This is a genomic window from Bifidobacterium sp. LH_450 (assembly GCF_056356715.1).
Map to the genome: position 1 here is coordinate 427,833 of NZ_JBKEUU010000002.1, position 14,154 is coordinate 441,986.

At 64.4% G+C, this 14,154-nt stretch carries 13 protein-coding genes and 1 CRISPR repeat array; of the genes, 3 read left to right on the top strand and 10 right to left on the bottom strand.

Annotation, left to right across the window (positions count from 1 at the left end; all coding sequences use genetic code 11):
• The first annotated feature begins 521 nt into the window (after positions 1–521).
• Positions 522–1,442, top strand: a complete 921-nt coding sequence (locus AC1AXT_RS04265) for a GmrSD restriction endonuclease domain-containing protein (protein ID WP_476540477.1) — start codon at positions 522–524, stop codon at positions 1,440–1,442.
• A gap of 240 nt (positions 1,443–1,682) precedes the next feature.
• Here AC1AXT_RS04265 and AC1AXT_RS04270 read toward each other — a convergent pair whose 3' ends face one another.
• Both AC1AXT_RS04270 and AC1AXT_RS04275 read right to left on the bottom strand, forming a co-directional pair.
• Complete coding sequence (locus tag AC1AXT_RS04270; RefSeq protein WP_476539464.1) at positions 1,683–1,946, bottom strand: hypothetical protein; 264 nt, start codon at positions 1,944–1,946, stop codon at positions 1,683–1,685.
• 448 nt (positions 1,947–2,394) lie between these two features.
• A CRISPR array of direct repeats spans positions 2,395–3,154; the repeat unit is 29 nt; unit sequence GTCTGCTCCGCACACGCGGAGATGATCCG.
• 132 nt (positions 3,155–3,286) lie between these two features.
• Positions 3,287–4,633: an IS481 family transposase gene (locus AC1AXT_RS04275; protein WP_476562930.1), complete on the bottom strand. Its 1,347-nt coding sequence runs from the start codon at positions 4,631–4,633 to the stop codon at positions 3,287–3,289.
• A gap of 384 nt (positions 4,634–5,017) precedes the next feature.
• Here AC1AXT_RS04275 and galE point away from each other — a divergent pair, with 384 nt between their 5' ends.
• Positions 5,018–6,022: a UDP-glucose 4-epimerase GalE gene (gene galE, locus AC1AXT_RS04280; RefSeq protein WP_476541848.1), complete on the top strand. Its 1,005-nt coding sequence runs from the start codon at positions 5,018–5,020 to the stop codon at positions 6,020–6,022.
• Between the two features lie 80 nt (positions 6,023–6,102).
• Here galE and AC1AXT_RS04285 read toward each other — a convergent pair whose 3' ends face one another.
• From AC1AXT_RS04285 to AC1AXT_RS04315, 7 genes are all read right to left on the bottom strand, one after another.
• Positions 6,103–6,615, bottom strand: a complete 513-nt coding sequence (locus AC1AXT_RS04285) for a low molecular weight protein-tyrosine-phosphatase (protein WP_476541846.1) — start codon at positions 6,613–6,615, stop codon at positions 6,103–6,105.
• A 13-nt stretch (positions 6,616–6,628) separates the two neighbouring features.
• A complete protein-coding gene (locus AC1AXT_RS04290; RefSeq protein ID WP_476541844.1) occupies positions 6,629–7,306 on the bottom strand; it encodes a dihydrofolate reductase in 678 nt (225 codons plus the stop codon).
• Positions 7,307–7,393: 87 nt separating this feature from the next.
• The gene (locus AC1AXT_RS04295) at positions 7,394–8,266 is read right to left on the bottom strand and encodes a thymidylate synthase (RefSeq protein ID WP_476541843.1); all 873 of its coding nucleotides are present in this window, start codon (positions 8,264–8,266) and stop codon (positions 7,394–7,396) included.
• Positions 8,267–8,372: 106 nt separating this feature from the next.
• Positions 8,373–8,786 (bottom strand): OsmC family protein, encoded by a 414-nt coding sequence (locus AC1AXT_RS04300; RefSeq protein WP_476541853.1) that lies wholly within the window; start codon positions 8,784–8,786, stop codon positions 8,373–8,375.
• Positions 8,787–8,890: 104 nt separating this feature from the next.
• Positions 8,891–9,928, bottom strand: a complete 1,038-nt coding sequence (locus AC1AXT_RS04305) for a universal stress protein (protein WP_476541841.1) — start codon at positions 9,926–9,928, stop codon at positions 8,891–8,893.
• A 162-nt stretch (positions 9,929–10,090) separates the two neighbouring features.
• Positions 10,091–10,903: a C40 family peptidase gene (locus tag AC1AXT_RS04310; protein ID WP_476541839.1), complete on the bottom strand. Its 813-nt coding sequence runs from the start codon at positions 10,901–10,903 to the stop codon at positions 10,091–10,093.
• Positions 10,904–11,054: 151 nt separating this feature from the next.
• Positions 11,055–12,101: a CHAP domain-containing protein gene (locus AC1AXT_RS04315; RefSeq protein ID WP_476541837.1), complete on the bottom strand. Its 1,047-nt coding sequence runs from the start codon at positions 12,099–12,101 to the stop codon at positions 11,055–11,057.
• Positions 12,102–12,561: 460 nt separating this feature from the next.
• Between AC1AXT_RS04315 and AC1AXT_RS04320 the strand changes: the two genes are divergently transcribed.
• The gene (locus AC1AXT_RS04320; protein ID WP_476541836.1) at positions 12,562–13,782 is read left to right on the top strand and encodes a phosphoserine transaminase; all 1,221 of its coding nucleotides are present in this window, start codon (positions 12,562–12,564) and stop codon (positions 13,780–13,782) included.
• 114 nt (positions 13,783–13,896) lie between these two features.
• Here the strand turns inward: AC1AXT_RS04320 and AC1AXT_RS04325 are convergent, their stop codons facing one another.
• Complete coding sequence (locus tag AC1AXT_RS04325; RefSeq protein ID WP_476541835.1) at positions 13,897–14,154, bottom strand: DUF2530 domain-containing protein; 258 nt, start codon at positions 14,152–14,154, stop codon at positions 13,897–13,899.

Here is a 14,154-nt window from a genome sequence, read left to right on the forward strand (position 1 = left end):
CGTTACCTCCTTATGTGCGTTGATTAAATGTCCGGTAATGAAATATGTTACTTCAGAAAAAGCGGGAGAGAAGTCTGCTCGACATGGAATTCAATGGCGAAAAACATGGTTGAGGGAGAGGTATGAATACTTTGAAATTATGGTGGGCCAAGCAGGAACATAAATCCGTCGTCCTGAACACGGCCCTGATCGCATTCGCATTGCTCTTTTCACTGTTCAAGGGCACGGCCAATTTCGGCATACTCCTCGCGTTCATCGCGATGGTATGGGCGGTCGCCCACGCCCTGCTTCTCCTGCTGCGCAAGGCTCCCGGCGCCGGCAAGCGTCTGGTCGCCGCCGGCGTCGCCCTCGCCGTGATGTGGGTGGGTACCATGAGCGCTCCGGCAACCGCGACATCCGCTGACGACGAGCCCGCGCAGATCGCCGAAACGGTCGAACCGGAACCCGAACAGACGGAGGAATCCACCCCTGAACCGACTGAAACGGCAGAACCCGAGCCGGAGGAAACGGCCCAGGAAACCGTGGAGGGGGATTCCGCTGGCGATTCATCCGCCACGGCGACCGCCGTCGAAGGCGAACTGGCCACGACGGTCCTCGCGACGCTCGCAGTCAAGGGCCGTGCGCCGAAGACCGGCTATTCGCGCGACCGGTTCGGCGATGCATGGTCCGACGTGGACGGCAACGGCTGCGATACCCGCAACGACATCCTCAAGCGCGACCTGACGAACATCACGTACAAAACCGGCTGCCTGATCGCGACCGGCACCCTCAAGGACCCGTATACGAACACGACCATCGATTTCGTGCGCGGCGTCGACACGTCCTCCGAAGTGCAGATCGACCATGTCGTCGCACTGTCCGACGCGTGGCAGAAGGGCGCCCAGCAGCTGGGCGCCGGCGAACGGCTCGCGCTCGCCAACGACCCGTACAACCTCCTCGCCGTTTCCGGTTCCGCCAACCAGCAGAAGTCGGATTCAGACGCGGCGTCCTGGCTGCCGTCGAACAAGGCGTTCCGCTGCGAATACGTGGCGCGCCAGATCGGCGTCAAGGCGAAGTACCGGCTGTGGGTGACAAGCGCCGAATCGCAGATGATGGGCGATATCCTCGCCTCATGCCCGGCGCAGACGGTGCCGGCGGATGACGGGGTAGTGGACCCAGCGAACGTCACCGGAACCGCGGGTTCCTCTTCTAGTTCCTCGAGCTCCTCCGGATCGTCTTCCGGTTCCTCCGAGTCCTCCGGATCCTCTGGCTCCTCGTCTTCGGGCACGACTTCCGGCTCCGGTTCGTCGTCGGTGGATTCGACGCCTGCCGATCCGTCCGGCTCCGTGTACTACAAGAACTGCACGGCTGCCCGTGAAGCCGGCGCCGCCCCGATCTACCGCGGCGACCCTGGCTATCGTAGCCAGCTCGACCGTGACGGCGACGGCGTCGCCTGCGAATAATTGGCTATATGGGCAGCTTCATCGGCTGCCCATATGCATGAATGCTGTCCAGACTTTCAGCGGGCTGACAGTCACTGGACGTAGGCAACGGTTTGCCAGGCGTGGATAGCGCTTCAAAAGGGCGTAATTCCAATGATTCTGATTCAGGGCTCACACGGCCCGATGTCCAGTGACAAAGGAGCCTGCAAACTCTGGACGCATAATCGCCCTAGGGAAGGGCTGGCGCGTTGTCGGGCGGCGTCAATCTAGCCGGTCCGAAGCCTTTTCCTGCGGATCCTCCTCATGATCGTCGCGTGCTTCGGGCGTTGCGTTAGGCGGCATTGACCGTGAATAGCGTTCGAAGCCAAGGGCTGCGGTGACCACGAGCGTCCCGGTAATAATGGATGCGAGGGTCTTCCACTCCAGGAAATGCTCCGGCCCGACTTCCGCCAATGACATCAGGGCGCAAATCGCCGTGCACAGTAGCGCTTGCCTGATCGTCGTCTTCCAGAATTCCCTGTCCATAGCGACCCGCCTCCTTGCGTGGCGATCAAAGCCGATACGGCCAATCTATGCCGCTGCCCGCTATCCGTCATGTTTTGCGACGATTCCAACCTCTTTCGCCCGAATTCCTGAACGAATGATGTTTATTCAGGAGAAGGATTAATTCCAAGGATGCTGAATCGGTATGACGGAGGCTCTCTGTTCGCTTTTTAATGGAACTGGATAATCGCTGGACAGAAGTTGCTCCACCCGACTCTTGCGACGCTGTTATCCAGGAGAAATCGACGGATATTTTCCGCCGGAAAAATTGACGAGTCGAATGTATCGTTTCCAAGATAATGCAGTAAGCTATGTCTTCGAAGGCCAAGATTTGAGGTCTATGATGCAAGTATCCGAGAGTAGAGAGACGGTTGTGCAAATCCAATTTTTCAATAAGATTGACAACCGATTTTCCGCATAATCGCAGACTGTCTGCTCCGCACACGCGGAGATGATCCTGCCGGTGCCGCCAGTGCCGGGCAGTTCGACCAGTCTGCTCCGCACACGCGGAGATGATCCGGAGACGCGGATGAGCGCATCACCAGAGGACGTCTGCTCCGCACACGCGGAGATGATCCGTGGGGATACCTCATCGCATTGCCGGGACTTCCGTCTGCTCCGCACACGCGGAGATGATCCGACGACGGGACGATCCTGTTCCTCGACGTATCCGTCTGCTCCGCACACGCGGAGATGATCCGGCGCCCAGGGGGCTGGTGGCCGGCGATTGCAGGTCTGCTCCGCACACGCGGAGATGATCCGGCTCGAACAGGGCCTCCCCGGTCTGGGCGAGCGTCTGCTCCGCACACGCGGAGATGATCCGGGAACGCACCGGCGGGGCGCCGGGCCGGTGGGGTCTGCTCCGCACACGCGGAGATGATCCGGCAACACCATCACGAAAACCTCGAATCCGCTGGTCTGCTCCGCACACGCGGAGATGATCCGCAGCGGCGCAAGGCAGCGGACCCGCACCGCACGTCTGCTCCGCACACGCGGAGATGATCCGGGCGACCTGATGCGGATGAGGCATGAAATCAACGTCTGCTCCGCACACGCGGAGATGATCCGGACGGCGCGTGGACTGATGGCGCGCACGGGAAGTCTGCTCCGCACACGCGGAGATGATCCGGAAAAGCTGCGCGAACGCAACGACGGCAGGCTGTCTGCTCCGCACACGCGGAGATGATCCGAAGACGGGCACGGCTTCGCCCCGCTGGTATGTCCTGTCTCGGCGGATAGTTGACACATGTCTCAGCGCATGCTTGACACATGTCCCGGCGGATAGTTGACAGGGGGCCGGGGCCGGTTGGCCCCGGGCTTTCTCATTGGGCGCGGCGCCTGCCTTGGTAGGGCGGGGCGGGTTCGAGTGGCTGGTCGAAGACGACTTCGCCGGTGTCCAGGCGCGTGACGGTGGCGACGCCCTGGTGGATGCGCAGCTCGGCTTGCTGTCCGGCATGCGCGCAGCCGACGCCCAGGCGCAGCGTGTGCCTGCCGAGATTGGGCGTCTTCACCGTGCCGTTGGCGCGCACGGTGACCGTCACGGGTCCCGCTTCGGGGCATTGCTGGCGGACGGGGTCCCATGCCGGCCGGTAGCGCCGGTAGTCGCCATGCGCCGCGTCGGGTTCGCCCGCGGCGGGGCGCATGGCGACCGCTTCCGCCAGTTCGCCGTCGGGCGTGGCCTTGGCGCGCTCCGTGTAGGCTTCCCATGGCGTGCGCCCTGCCAGCGCGCTGTGGGGGCGTTCATGGTTGTAGTAGCTGACGAACTCGGCCAGCTGGGCGTTGAATTCGTCCAGGTTCGCGGCCAGGGGGCGCGCGTCGAGCCATTGCTTGAGCGTCTGGTGCCAGCGCTCGATCTTGCCCTGGGTCTGGGGATGGTAGGGCCGTCCGTGCTTCTGCCGCACGCCGTGCGAGTCCAGCAGCCCCTCGAGCCGGTGGCGCTGGCCGGATCCCGGCAGGCTCCTGAATACCTTGCCGTTGTCGGTCAGCGTGCTGGCGGGGATGCCGTGCTCCCCGCACGCCTCGAGGAACAGGGCGGCCACGTCGTCGACCCTGACCGGGTCGTAGGCGCGCGAGGCGAGCACGAACCGGGAGTGGTCGTCGAACCAGGTCAGCACCTGCGCGTCGGTGCCGTCCGCGAGGACCCAGTGCGTGAAATCCGACTGCCAGGTCTCGTTGGGCAGCTCCGCCTCGAAGCGCTGCACGCTGGCGCGCGGCCGCTTGGCAGGCTCCGGGGTCACCAGCCCCTCGTCCACCAGGATGCGGTGGATCGTCGACGCCGCCGGCGCCGCGCCGTCACGGCGCAGCATCAGCGTGCGGATCGACCTGGCTCCTGCGTCCATGCCGCCGTCGCGCAGCTCGCGGCGAAGCTGCGCCACCCGCCGGCGCGTGTCTGCGTCGGTGCGGTTGGCGACCCGGCGCGCCGCGCGGCTGGCCGGCACCAGCGCCGCCTCGCCGTCCTGGCGGTAGCGGCGCTCGAGCTGGTAGACCCATTGCCTGCTCACGCCATAGCGGGCGGCCACCCTGGCGACCGCCTCGCCTTCGGCGAGGGCCTCGATGATGCGCACGTTGCGCTCGTAGAGGGAACGCGCCTGCCGGCTCAAAGCGGACGGATCGACCTCACGGGTAGTCTTGTGATTGTCGTTGCCTTGGTTGTGTTTGCTATTGACCATACCAATCACAACCACGGCAACGGCCTGAAAAATGTCAACCATCCCCTCGGACCACTGTCAACCATCCGCTGACACAGCTGTCAATTATCCGGTCGAACAGGACACGACCCGCGAAAAGGAGAAGGAAGAAGAAAAAGAGAGGACAGACGAAAAGGCACCCAGGAGAAAGAAAAGGAAGACAGGAAGGTTGCCCACGACAGGCCCGAATTGACGCACGGGAACGCACGATATAGAGTAAGAAACGAACATAATTGAACATTGGTTAACACAATTAAACGTCCAGCTGCTCGCCGTCGAGCATTGCGGGCACACTGGAACGCATAGTGACATCGTAAGTTTTCCAACCGAACCGGGCCGTGAGACGCCCGGGAAGAAAGGCAGAACATGACTGTTCTCGTTACCGGCGGCTGCGGCTACATCGGAGCCCACGTCGTCCACGCACTGCACGAAGCCGGCGAAAACGTCGTCGTCGTCGACGATCTCTCCTACGGCAAGCCCACGCGCATCGAAGGGGCGCGCCTGTACGGCATGGACATCTCCCAGCCGGGTTCCGCCGAGCGCGTGGCCAACATCATGCGCGACGAAGACGTCGACGCAGTCATCCACTTCGCCGCACGCAAGCAGGTCGGCGAATCGGTCGAAAAGCCGCTGTGGTACTACCAGCAGAACATCAACGGCATGCTCAACGTCCTCGAGGCGATGAAGGCCGCCGACGTCAAGAAGCTCGTCTTCTCCTCCTCCGCCGCCACCTACGGCGAGCCGCCGGTCGAGGTCGTCCCCGAAGACGTGCAGATGAACCCGATCAACCCGTACGGCCAGACCAAGCTGTTCGGCGAGTGGATGGCCCGCGCCTGCGAGGAACCGTACGGCATCCGCTTCTGCGGCCTGCGCTACTTCAACGTCGCCGGCTGCGGCCCGGTCGAACTCGAAGACCCGGCCATCCTCAACCTCATCCCGATGCTGCTCGACCGCCTCAAGCAGGGCAAGGCGCCGGCCATCTTCGGCGACGACTACCCCACGCCGGACGGCACCTGCATCCGCGACTACATCCACGTTTCCGACCTCGCCGATGCGCACGTCGCCGCGCTGGAGTACCTCGACCGCGACGAACGCAAATACGACGTGTTCAACGTCGGCACCGGCAAGGGCACCTCGGTGCGCCAGATCGTCGACGAGCTCAAGAAGGTCACCGGCCTTCCGTTCGAGGAAGTCGTGCAGGCGCGCCGCCCCGGCGACCCGGCCCAGCTGATCGGCTCGCCCGAGCGCATCAATACCGAGATGGGCTGGCACGCCAAGTACGATGTCGAAGACATCGTCGAGTCCGCTTGGGAAGCGTGGCAGGCGAATCCGGAGCACCATATCGACGTGGAGAACTGGAAGCAGGCGTAGTCTCGCCTTCATTCCTTTTATTTATATAAGATTCAGCCCTCTTCCGTTTGCGTACGGGAGAGGGCTTCTGTTTTGGCTTGCTAGAGCTGGGACTCGACCCAGTCGGCTATGGCGGGGGCTACCTCTTCGATCTGGTCGATGGCGATTTCGAAGTCGCGCATGCCGCCGTACCACGGGTCGACCAGGTCGATGTCGCTTTCGTGGCCCGGCGCGGGCGTCGGCAGCGACGGGTCGAAGCTGCGGTACATGCGCACGTCGCCGCGGCGCGACGGCGGCAGCTGCCGCAGCAGCGACTGCATATGCGACGCCGTCATCGGCAGGAACAGGTCGGTCGACTCGATCTCCTCGCGCGTAATGCGGTGCGCGAAGTGGCTCTCGGGAATCTTGTATCCGCGTTCGGCGAGGACCTTGACGGCGCGCCGGTCAATCGGATTGCCGTATTCCTCGTCGCTGACGCCGCACGACGCAACGCGCACCTTATCGCCAAGGCCGCGGCGTTCGAATTCGTTGCGCAGCACGATCTCCCCCATCGGGGAACGGCAGATGTTGCCGGTGCATACTGTCATGACCGTATACGGACGGTTCTCGCTCATAGTCACTTCCCAATCAATCTTCTTCCGGCGCGCCGTTGCGTTCCAGCGTTACGAAACGGAACCGCTCGACGGAAGCCCCTTCCGCGGGCGTTTTCCAGCCCGTCTGTTCGGCTATCTCCCACTCGCCGCTCTCCAGCAGGCCGGAAAGCGACGGCGCGTACGTGTCGGCATCCACCGTCGCGTCAATCTGCGTAACGTACACCTTCGAAGCGTACGGAAGCGTCTCCTCGAACAGCTGCGCGCCGCCGATGACCCAGATTTCGCTGCGGTCGAGCCCGTCGTCCGGAATCGCTTCCTGCCGCGCCAGATCCAGCGCGTCCTGCACGCTGTCGACGACGACGGCACCCACCGCTTCGTAGTCGCGGTTGCCGGAAACCACGATATTGTCGCGGTTCGGCAACGGACGGAACCGGGGGTTGAGCGATTCCCACGTCTTGCGCCCCATGATGACGGGGTGGGACACGGTAAGCTCCTTGAAGCGCTTCATGTCCTCCGGCAGCTTCCACGGCATGGCGCCACGGAACCCGATGGCGCCTTCGCGGCCGTCACTGCCGTCCGCTTGCGCCCAGATGAGATTGATGGAGAACGTCTTGGGGAAATCGTCGCCCCAGTCGTCCTCCAGAAAGTCTTCGCGCCCGGCTTCTCCGGGCTCGGGTTCGTGATAGCCGCTGCGGCTACTATCGTGCTCCATTCGTCACCACTCCTTGCATACGTCAGACGGGACTTCAGTCTATTCAGTGGGTTTGACGGGGGGACGGTAGCGGTGCGCACCCGGCGGTCAGACGGCGATCGGGGCCTTGATCGTGGGATGGTAGCGGTAGTTCTCGATGGTGAAGTCCTCGTAGTCGTAGTCGAAGATCGAGTCGGCCTTGCGGATCGTCATCGTCGGGTACGGGTACGGCTCGCGGGACAGCTGCTCGAGCACCTGTTCGACGTGGTTGTCGTAGATGTGGCAGTCGCCGCCGGTCCAGACGAATTCGCCCGGCTCGAGGCCGGCCTGCTGCGCCATCATCATCGTCAGCAGCGAATAGGAGGCGATGTTGAACGGCACGCCGAGGAACATGTCGCACGAGCGCTGGTAGAGCTGGCAGCTGAGCTTGCCGCCGGCGACGTAGAACTGGAAGAGCGCGTGGCATGGCGGCAGCGCCATGTATTCCACTTCCGCCGGGTTCCAGGCGCTGACGACCATGCGGCGGGAGTCGGGCTGGTTCTTGATCAGGTCGAGGACGTTGGCGATCTGGTCGATCGTGCGGTTCGGGTCGTCGGCCGTCGGCGCGGGCCAGCTGCGCCACTGCACGCCGTACACGGGGCCGAGGTCGCCGTTTTCGTCGGCCCATTCGTCCCAGATGTGCACGTTGTGGTCGGTCAGGTACTTGATGTTGTTCGAGCCCTTGAGGAACCAGAGCAGCTCGTACGCGATGCCCTTGAAGAACACGCGCTTCGTCGTCAGCAGCGGGAAGCCGTCAGCGAGATCGAAGCGCATCTGCTGCCCGAAGAGCGAGATCGTGCCGGTGCCGGTACGGTCGGACTTGAGATTTCCCTCCATCAGGATCTTGCGCAGCAGGTCTTCGTAAGGGGTGGGGATGTCGGAATGCGGCCGCGCCGGAACGTTCGCGCGGATTTCAGCGAGTTCTTCTTCAGTAAGCGCCATGCAGTTCAGTATATGAACCAGCGTTGAGATTTTCGCCGGTTTGCGCGAATGCGAATGGAGGGCCCGAAGGCCCTCCATGAGCATTCGCATCGGCGGAAACCGAATCTCAGTGCCGGATAGTGATATCCATCCGGACCGGAGTCTCCTGCTCATACGTATGCATGACCGTGCAGCCCTTCTTGACGTGCGCTTCGATGCGCTTGGCGAGCTTCTCCGCGCCCGCTTCGTCCATGTCGGCATCCACGGCGTCCACGACGATGTGCTCGTCGAACGCGTTGTACGCATCGGTTTCGGGGTCGTAGTTGCCGTCGACGACGACGCGCGCGCCGTTGCCCTCGCCGAGCGCCGTCTCGACGGCGAACTGGCTGGAGAGCGCGGCGCAGCCGGCCAGCGCTACGCGCATGAGGTCGCCGGGCGTGAACTGCCCACGACCCTTGCCGAACTTGATGTGGGCGCCGTCCTCGCTGAAGGCGTCCCAGGAACCGTCCTTGTTGCGCTCAACCCATATGCGCTTGCCCATGTTGTCTCCTTTGCTCATCCGGGCGGATGGTAGGCGTCGGTTTTCCTTCCATCCTACGCGGCCCTGTGATGAGAAAGGGCCCCTAGCGGGGCCCTCGGAGAAAATCAGTCGTGGTCGGGGTGGTCGGGGTCGATCTTGACCTCGATGTCGTGGACCACCTCGTCGGTGGCCTTTTCGACCGGGACTTCGCGCACGAGCTCGTCGAGCGAAACGACCTTGAGCTGCTCCTTGTCGGCCGGCTGGGCTTCGGCACGCGCGGCCTCGGCCTCGACGTACTTGCGCGGCACGACGTAGACCGGGGAGACCGAATGCTGCAGCAGCCCCTGGCTGGTGGAGTTGAACAGGATGCCCGCAAGGCCGCCGCGGCCGCAGGAGCCGACGACGACGATGTCGTGGTCGTGGCTGGCCTTCGTCAGCGCCTCCACCGGCGAGCCCGGAATCAGCGAACGGCGGATCTTCAGGTCCGGGAAGCGCTTCTCGATTGGCGCGATGCGCGCGTCCTGATCGTCCATGTACTTCTTGAGCGCGGACTGGTCGCCGGTGCTCGCGTTCGCCGGCACAGCGGTGATGACGTCGAGCTCGGCACCCCAGTTGTCGGCGAACTGCGCGGCGATCTCGAGCGCCTTGAGCCCCCACTTCGTGTCGTCGGAGCCGACCGCCACCTTCGTGATGACGTTGTTCAGGTGCATCAGGTTGCCGTCGTCGTCGGTGTACGGCACCACGACGATCGGGCAGTACGCGTACGCCGGCAGGCTCGAGCTGGTCGTGCCCAGCAGGCGCTCGGCCAGGCCGCCCTTGCCGCGGTTGCCGATGACGATCAGGTTGTAGTTGCGGCTCAGTTCGACGAATACCGACGACGGGTCGCCGGTGACGATCAGCGTCTGGGCCGTCACGCCCTGCTCGTCGGCGATGGCCTTGGCCTTCGACAGGATTTCCTGCGCGTCGCTGTGCGCCGCGTTGTCGTCCCCCAGCGCGGTGTAGGTAGCGTCAAACGATACGGCGGCGTAGCTCGGCAGCGAGTACGCGCAGACGATCTGCAGCGACATCCCCATATGCTTTGCGTAGTTGGCAGCCCACCATGTTGCCTTGTAGCTCGCGTGCGAGCCGTCCACGCCAACAAGAATAGTCTTGTCGTCAACCATGAGAACCTCCTTCAAGTGAAGTACTAACGCTTCATTGACGTTTGTACTTGATTACCTTACCAACTCACTGCGGCGAGGAACGCCTTTTCTTCCATTTTTTCCTATGAAAAATCCCCGCCAGCCTGGCGGGGAAAAGTTTGCTATATACGGCGTTGCGGAACGTCAGATGACGCGGCGGATATTGTAGCCGCCCGCGAAGCTGGAGACCGCGTTGACGGCGGTAATCTGGGTTCCCTGCGCCGGGTTCAGCGCGTTGATGCACAGGCCGTTGCCGATGTAGATCGCGGCGTGGCCGGAGTTCGCGATGATGTCGCCAGGCTGCGCGGCCGCCAGCGACGGGACCGCGGTGCCGACGGCGGCCTGGGCGCCGGACGTGCGCGGCAGCGAAATGCCGAACTGGGAGAACACCCACTGCACGAAGCCGGAGCAGTCCCAGCCGGCCGGCGTATTGCCGCCGGAAACGTACGGATAGCCGACGTAGTTCTGCGCGAACGCGGCGATGTTCGCCGCCGTCGCGCTGCCTGCCGCGACGGTTGCCGCCGCAGCGGTGCCGGCATTAGAGGAGCCGGAAGAAGTCTCGTTGGAGGAAGATTCGGAAGAGGAATCGCTGATGGATTCGCGCGACTGCGAGCGGCTCGCGGCGGCGGCTTCTTCCTGGGCCTGCCGGGCGGCCTCTTCGGCGGCGGCCTGCGCGGCGGCTTCCGCTTCCTTTTCGGCGGTCGACTTGGTGTGCGGAACGTCGAGCGACTCGACGCCGCCCCAGTTCGAATCGTCGTCGACGTCCGTCGACGTGGCTTCCGCGTACAGGTTCGCCTTCACCGTGTTGACTTTCGGGAAGGAACGTTCGGCTACGATGGCCGACGCTGAATCCGAAGCACTATTGTCAGCGAACGCCGCGGGCACGGTGCCGGCTGCCAATGCAGCCGCGGCAACCGCAGCGGTAATAAGCGTAGTGAGTTTCGTGTTCTTCATCATTGCTTACCGTAGCACGGCCGGGCGAACCCGTCATTAGGCACCCCGGCATCTTCCGCAGCCTTTTCACATTGCGCTTACTGGCGACACGCTGGCAGGAAGCGCGGCTGCGGTCCGGTTTTTCCGCAACCGGCAGCGGATCGGTTCTGGGAAATCAGTAGTGGATGTACGTGAACTGGGAGGCTTCGGCGGCGGTGAACTCGCGGTTCGAAATGACGCCAAGGCCTTCGACGTTCGATTCGGAAATCTTGATCGAGCCGTCCTCGCCCACCGCTTCGACGACGGCGACATGGCCGTAGTACGTCGAGGCGCCGGCCTGGCCGGGCGCGAAGACGACGACGTCGCCGACGTGGCGCGGCGTGCTGTCCACCCAGTAGCCCAGGGCGGAAGCTGAAGCGCCCCAGCTGCGCGCGTCGCCGAAATAGGAGCCGGCGGGCAGCCCAAGCTGGACGCGGCGCGTGTAGGCCCACCAGGTGCACTGGCCGTACGGGTAGGTGCTGCCCTTGTCGCCGGTGGCGTGGTTCGGGTCGAAGCTGGCCGGCAGCGCGTCGGCGTCGGCCGCCATCAGCTTGGCGACGTTCTCGTTGTCGGCGATGGACTTGCTCACGGCGTTCGTGTCGGAGACGGCGTTGGAATCGCCTAGATTCCAGCCGCCTTCGTTGCTGGTCGCCTGCACGTTGTCGGTGGTGAGCGCGGCGCGCGAATCCGAACGGGAGGCGGCCCCGTCGTCGCCGGCGCGCTCGATCGTCGCCGTCGTCGTGGTTTCGCCGGCGCCGAGCGTCAGCATCGAGTCGTCGCGGGTGTTGGCGAACGCAACGGCGGTGGCGGCGGTGCCGACCAGCGCCGCGAGCGAAGCCGACGTCAGGATCGTGTTGCGGCGCTGGGCCGCGCGGGCCGACTCGCGCATCGCGCGGCGCGTCATCGGGGCGACTTCGTTGATCTTCTCAAGAACGGCCGCGTCGAGCGTGGCGACGCCGTTGGTCGCGGCGACCGCGGCATGGCGGCCTGCCGGACGGGCCGCGGAACGTGCGGGGCGGGAGGGGGCCGCGGCGTGCGCGCCGACGCTGGCCGCATGCTGCATGCTCATCGGCGCGACGTGCGCCGCTCCCTGGATACGGGATGGATAACTCGCGGAAAACAGAGACTTCGCCGGGCTCGAAGCGCCATTGCCCTTCGGGCTTTTGTGGGCTGCATGCCTCATACGTCGATCACTCCTCAAACTGCTTGGTTCCTTCACGCACCCCGGCTGCGCGTTTCCGCCCCGGTTTTCCGGGCTGCGGACGCACTGCGGCCAAGGTACAGATGGTCACAGAAAGGCAGATTACAACAACAGCCGGTCACAAATCCAGCGCATTTATAATCTCTTCACCTGAGAAACGGTTGTATTTCACCGCTCGGCGTCGCAATCCCAAGCGTGTTCCCAGCATTTCGGAACCTTCTTGCCAGAAAGGCGTATCCACACCGTTTCTTCACGTTTTGCAGGCTTCGCAAGGCGGCTTCGCCCTGCACCGGCACGCCGGAACGTGCCGAATGGACGGAGGAAAGCCGGAGGGCGGGGCGGACGGGAAATCTTGCGGAAATCCCCGGCGGAATCTCCCGCCAATCCCACTGGGCAAGCGCGGCGGCGCGCGGCGCAACGTCGGCGGGGTATCCTTGCCCACATGGCACAGATCACTATTCCTAGCGCAATGCTCCCGGCCGACGGACGCTTCGGCTCGGGGCCGACGAAAATCCGCGCCGCGCAGGTCGAGGCCCTCGCCGAAGCGGGCGCAACGCTGCTGGGCACCTCGCACCGGCAGGCGCCGGTCAAGAATCTCGTGAAGGATATCCGCGAGGGGCTCGCCGAATTCTTCCAGCTGCCGGACGGGTACGAAGTCGTGCTCGGCAACGGCGGCGCGAGCGCGTTCTGGGACATCGCATGCGCGAATCTCATTGAACGGCGCGCCGCGATCGGCACCTACGGCTCGTTCTCGAAGAAGATGGCGGCGTCGGCGCAGGCCGCCCCGTTCCTCGACGAACCGGCCGTGTTCGCCGGCGACGTCGGCACGTACCGGCTGCCGGAGTTCACCGAAGGCGCCGACGCCTACTGCTGGGCGCAGAACGAAACGTCGACCGGCGTGGCCGCGCCGGTGACGCGCGTGGCAGGCAGCGCCGAAGCGGGCGCGCTGACGCTGATCGACGCGACGAGCGCCGCCGGCGCCATCGACGTCGACGTCGCGCAGACCGACGCCTATTATTTCTCGCCGCAGAAGGCGTTCGGCGCGGAAGGCGGCCTGTGGGTCGCGCTGCTGTCGCCGGCCGCCATCGACAAGGCGATGGCGATGAAGGAACGCGCCGGCGTCGCCGTAGCGATGGACGGGGCTGAAGACTGCGCCGCTGCGACTGGCGCAACCGGAAAGAACGGCGCGCCGGACATCGCCGGCGGACGCTCCGTGCGCTGGATTCCGCCGTTCCTGTCGCTGCCGAGCGCCATCGAGAACTCGCGCAAGAACCAGACCCTCAATACGCCGGCCATCAGCACGCTGATCCTGCTGGCGAACCAGGTGGCCTTCCTCAACGCGAACGGCGGCCTCAAGGCGAGCGCCGCGCACTGCGCCGCCTCCGCCGACGTCGTGTACCGCTGGGCCGAGGCCAGCGACTATGCCGAGCCGTTCGTCAAGGATCCGGCGGCGCGCTCCACGTCGGTGGTGACGGTCGACCTCAAGCCGGAAGTCAAGGACAGCGACGTCGTCGCGGCGCTGCGCGACAACGGCATCGTCGACGTGAACGGCTACCGCAAGCTGGGGCGCAACCAGCTGCGCATCGGCGTGTTCCCGTCCGTCGATACCGCCGACGTCGAAGCGCTCACCCACTGCATCGACTACGTGGTGGAGCGGCTCTAGCCGCTTGCCGCCCGCGTTCGATTCGCGCCGCCACGCCCCCGTCTGCTCTGCTACGGGGCGGCCGTGGCGGCGCGAACTTTTTTCGATACGGATTGATTACGGAAACGGGCGAGCTCAGGCGCCGAGGCGGCGGTAGTCCCAGCGGTCGAAATGCTCCCAGATCAGCAGCGCGATGCCGATGACGGTTCCGGCCGCGCACACGATGACATAGCTCAGCACATGCTGTTTGCCGCAGGCGAGCAACACGAGAAACACCGCCAGCGCGATTGCCCAGAGTACCGTGCCTCCGAGGAACGTTTTGCGCAGATCCACTTGTACCGGCTTCGGCGATTCCCGCCGTGCGCTGGGGTCATAGATCGGGGCGATTTTCAT

Bases quoted from the DNA above. Each gene is read 5' to 3' on its own strand.
- AC1AXT_RS04270 (WP_476539464.1), bottom strand. From the start codon at position 1,946: ATGGACAGGGAATTCTGGAAGACGACGATCAGGCAAGCGCTACTGTGC.
- AC1AXT_RS04275 (WP_476562930.1), bottom strand. From the start codon at position 4,633: ATGGTCAATAGCAAACACAACCAAGGCAACGACAATCACAAGACTACC.
- galE (WP_476541848.1), top strand. From the start codon at position 5,018: ATGACTGTTCTCGTTACCGGCGGCTGCGGCTACATCGGAGCCCACGTC.
- AC1AXT_RS04285 (WP_476541846.1), bottom strand. From the start codon at position 6,615: ATGAGCGAGAACCGTCCGTATACGGTCATGACAGTATGCACCGGCAAC.
- AC1AXT_RS04290 (WP_476541844.1), bottom strand. From the start codon at position 7,306: ATGGAGCACGATAGTAGCCGCAGCGGCTATCACGAACCCGAGCCCGGA.
- AC1AXT_RS04295 (WP_476541843.1), bottom strand. From the start codon at position 8,266: ATGGCGCTTACTGAAGAAGAACTCGCTGAAATCCGCGCGAACGTTCCG.
- AC1AXT_RS04300 (WP_476541853.1), bottom strand. From the start codon at position 8,786: ATGGGCAAGCGCATATGGGTTGAGCGCAACAAGGACGGTTCCTGGGAC.
- AC1AXT_RS04305 (WP_476541841.1), bottom strand. From the start codon at position 9,928: ATGGTTGACGACAAGACTATTCTTGTTGGCGTGGACGGCTCGCACGCG.
- AC1AXT_RS04310 (WP_476541839.1), bottom strand. From the start codon at position 10,903: ATGATGAAGAACACGAAACTCACTACGCTTATTACCGCTGCGGTTGCC.
- AC1AXT_RS04315 (WP_476541837.1), bottom strand. From the start codon at position 12,101: ATGAGGCATGCAGCCCACAAAAGCCCGAAGGGCAATGGCGCTTCGAGC.
- AC1AXT_RS04320 (WP_476541836.1), top strand. From the start codon at position 12,562: ATGGCACAGATCACTATTCCTAGCGCAATGCTCCCGGCCGACGGACGC.
- AC1AXT_RS04325 (WP_476541835.1), bottom strand. From the start codon at position 14,154: ATGAAAATCGCCCCGATCTATGACCCCAGCGCACGGCGGGAATCGCCG.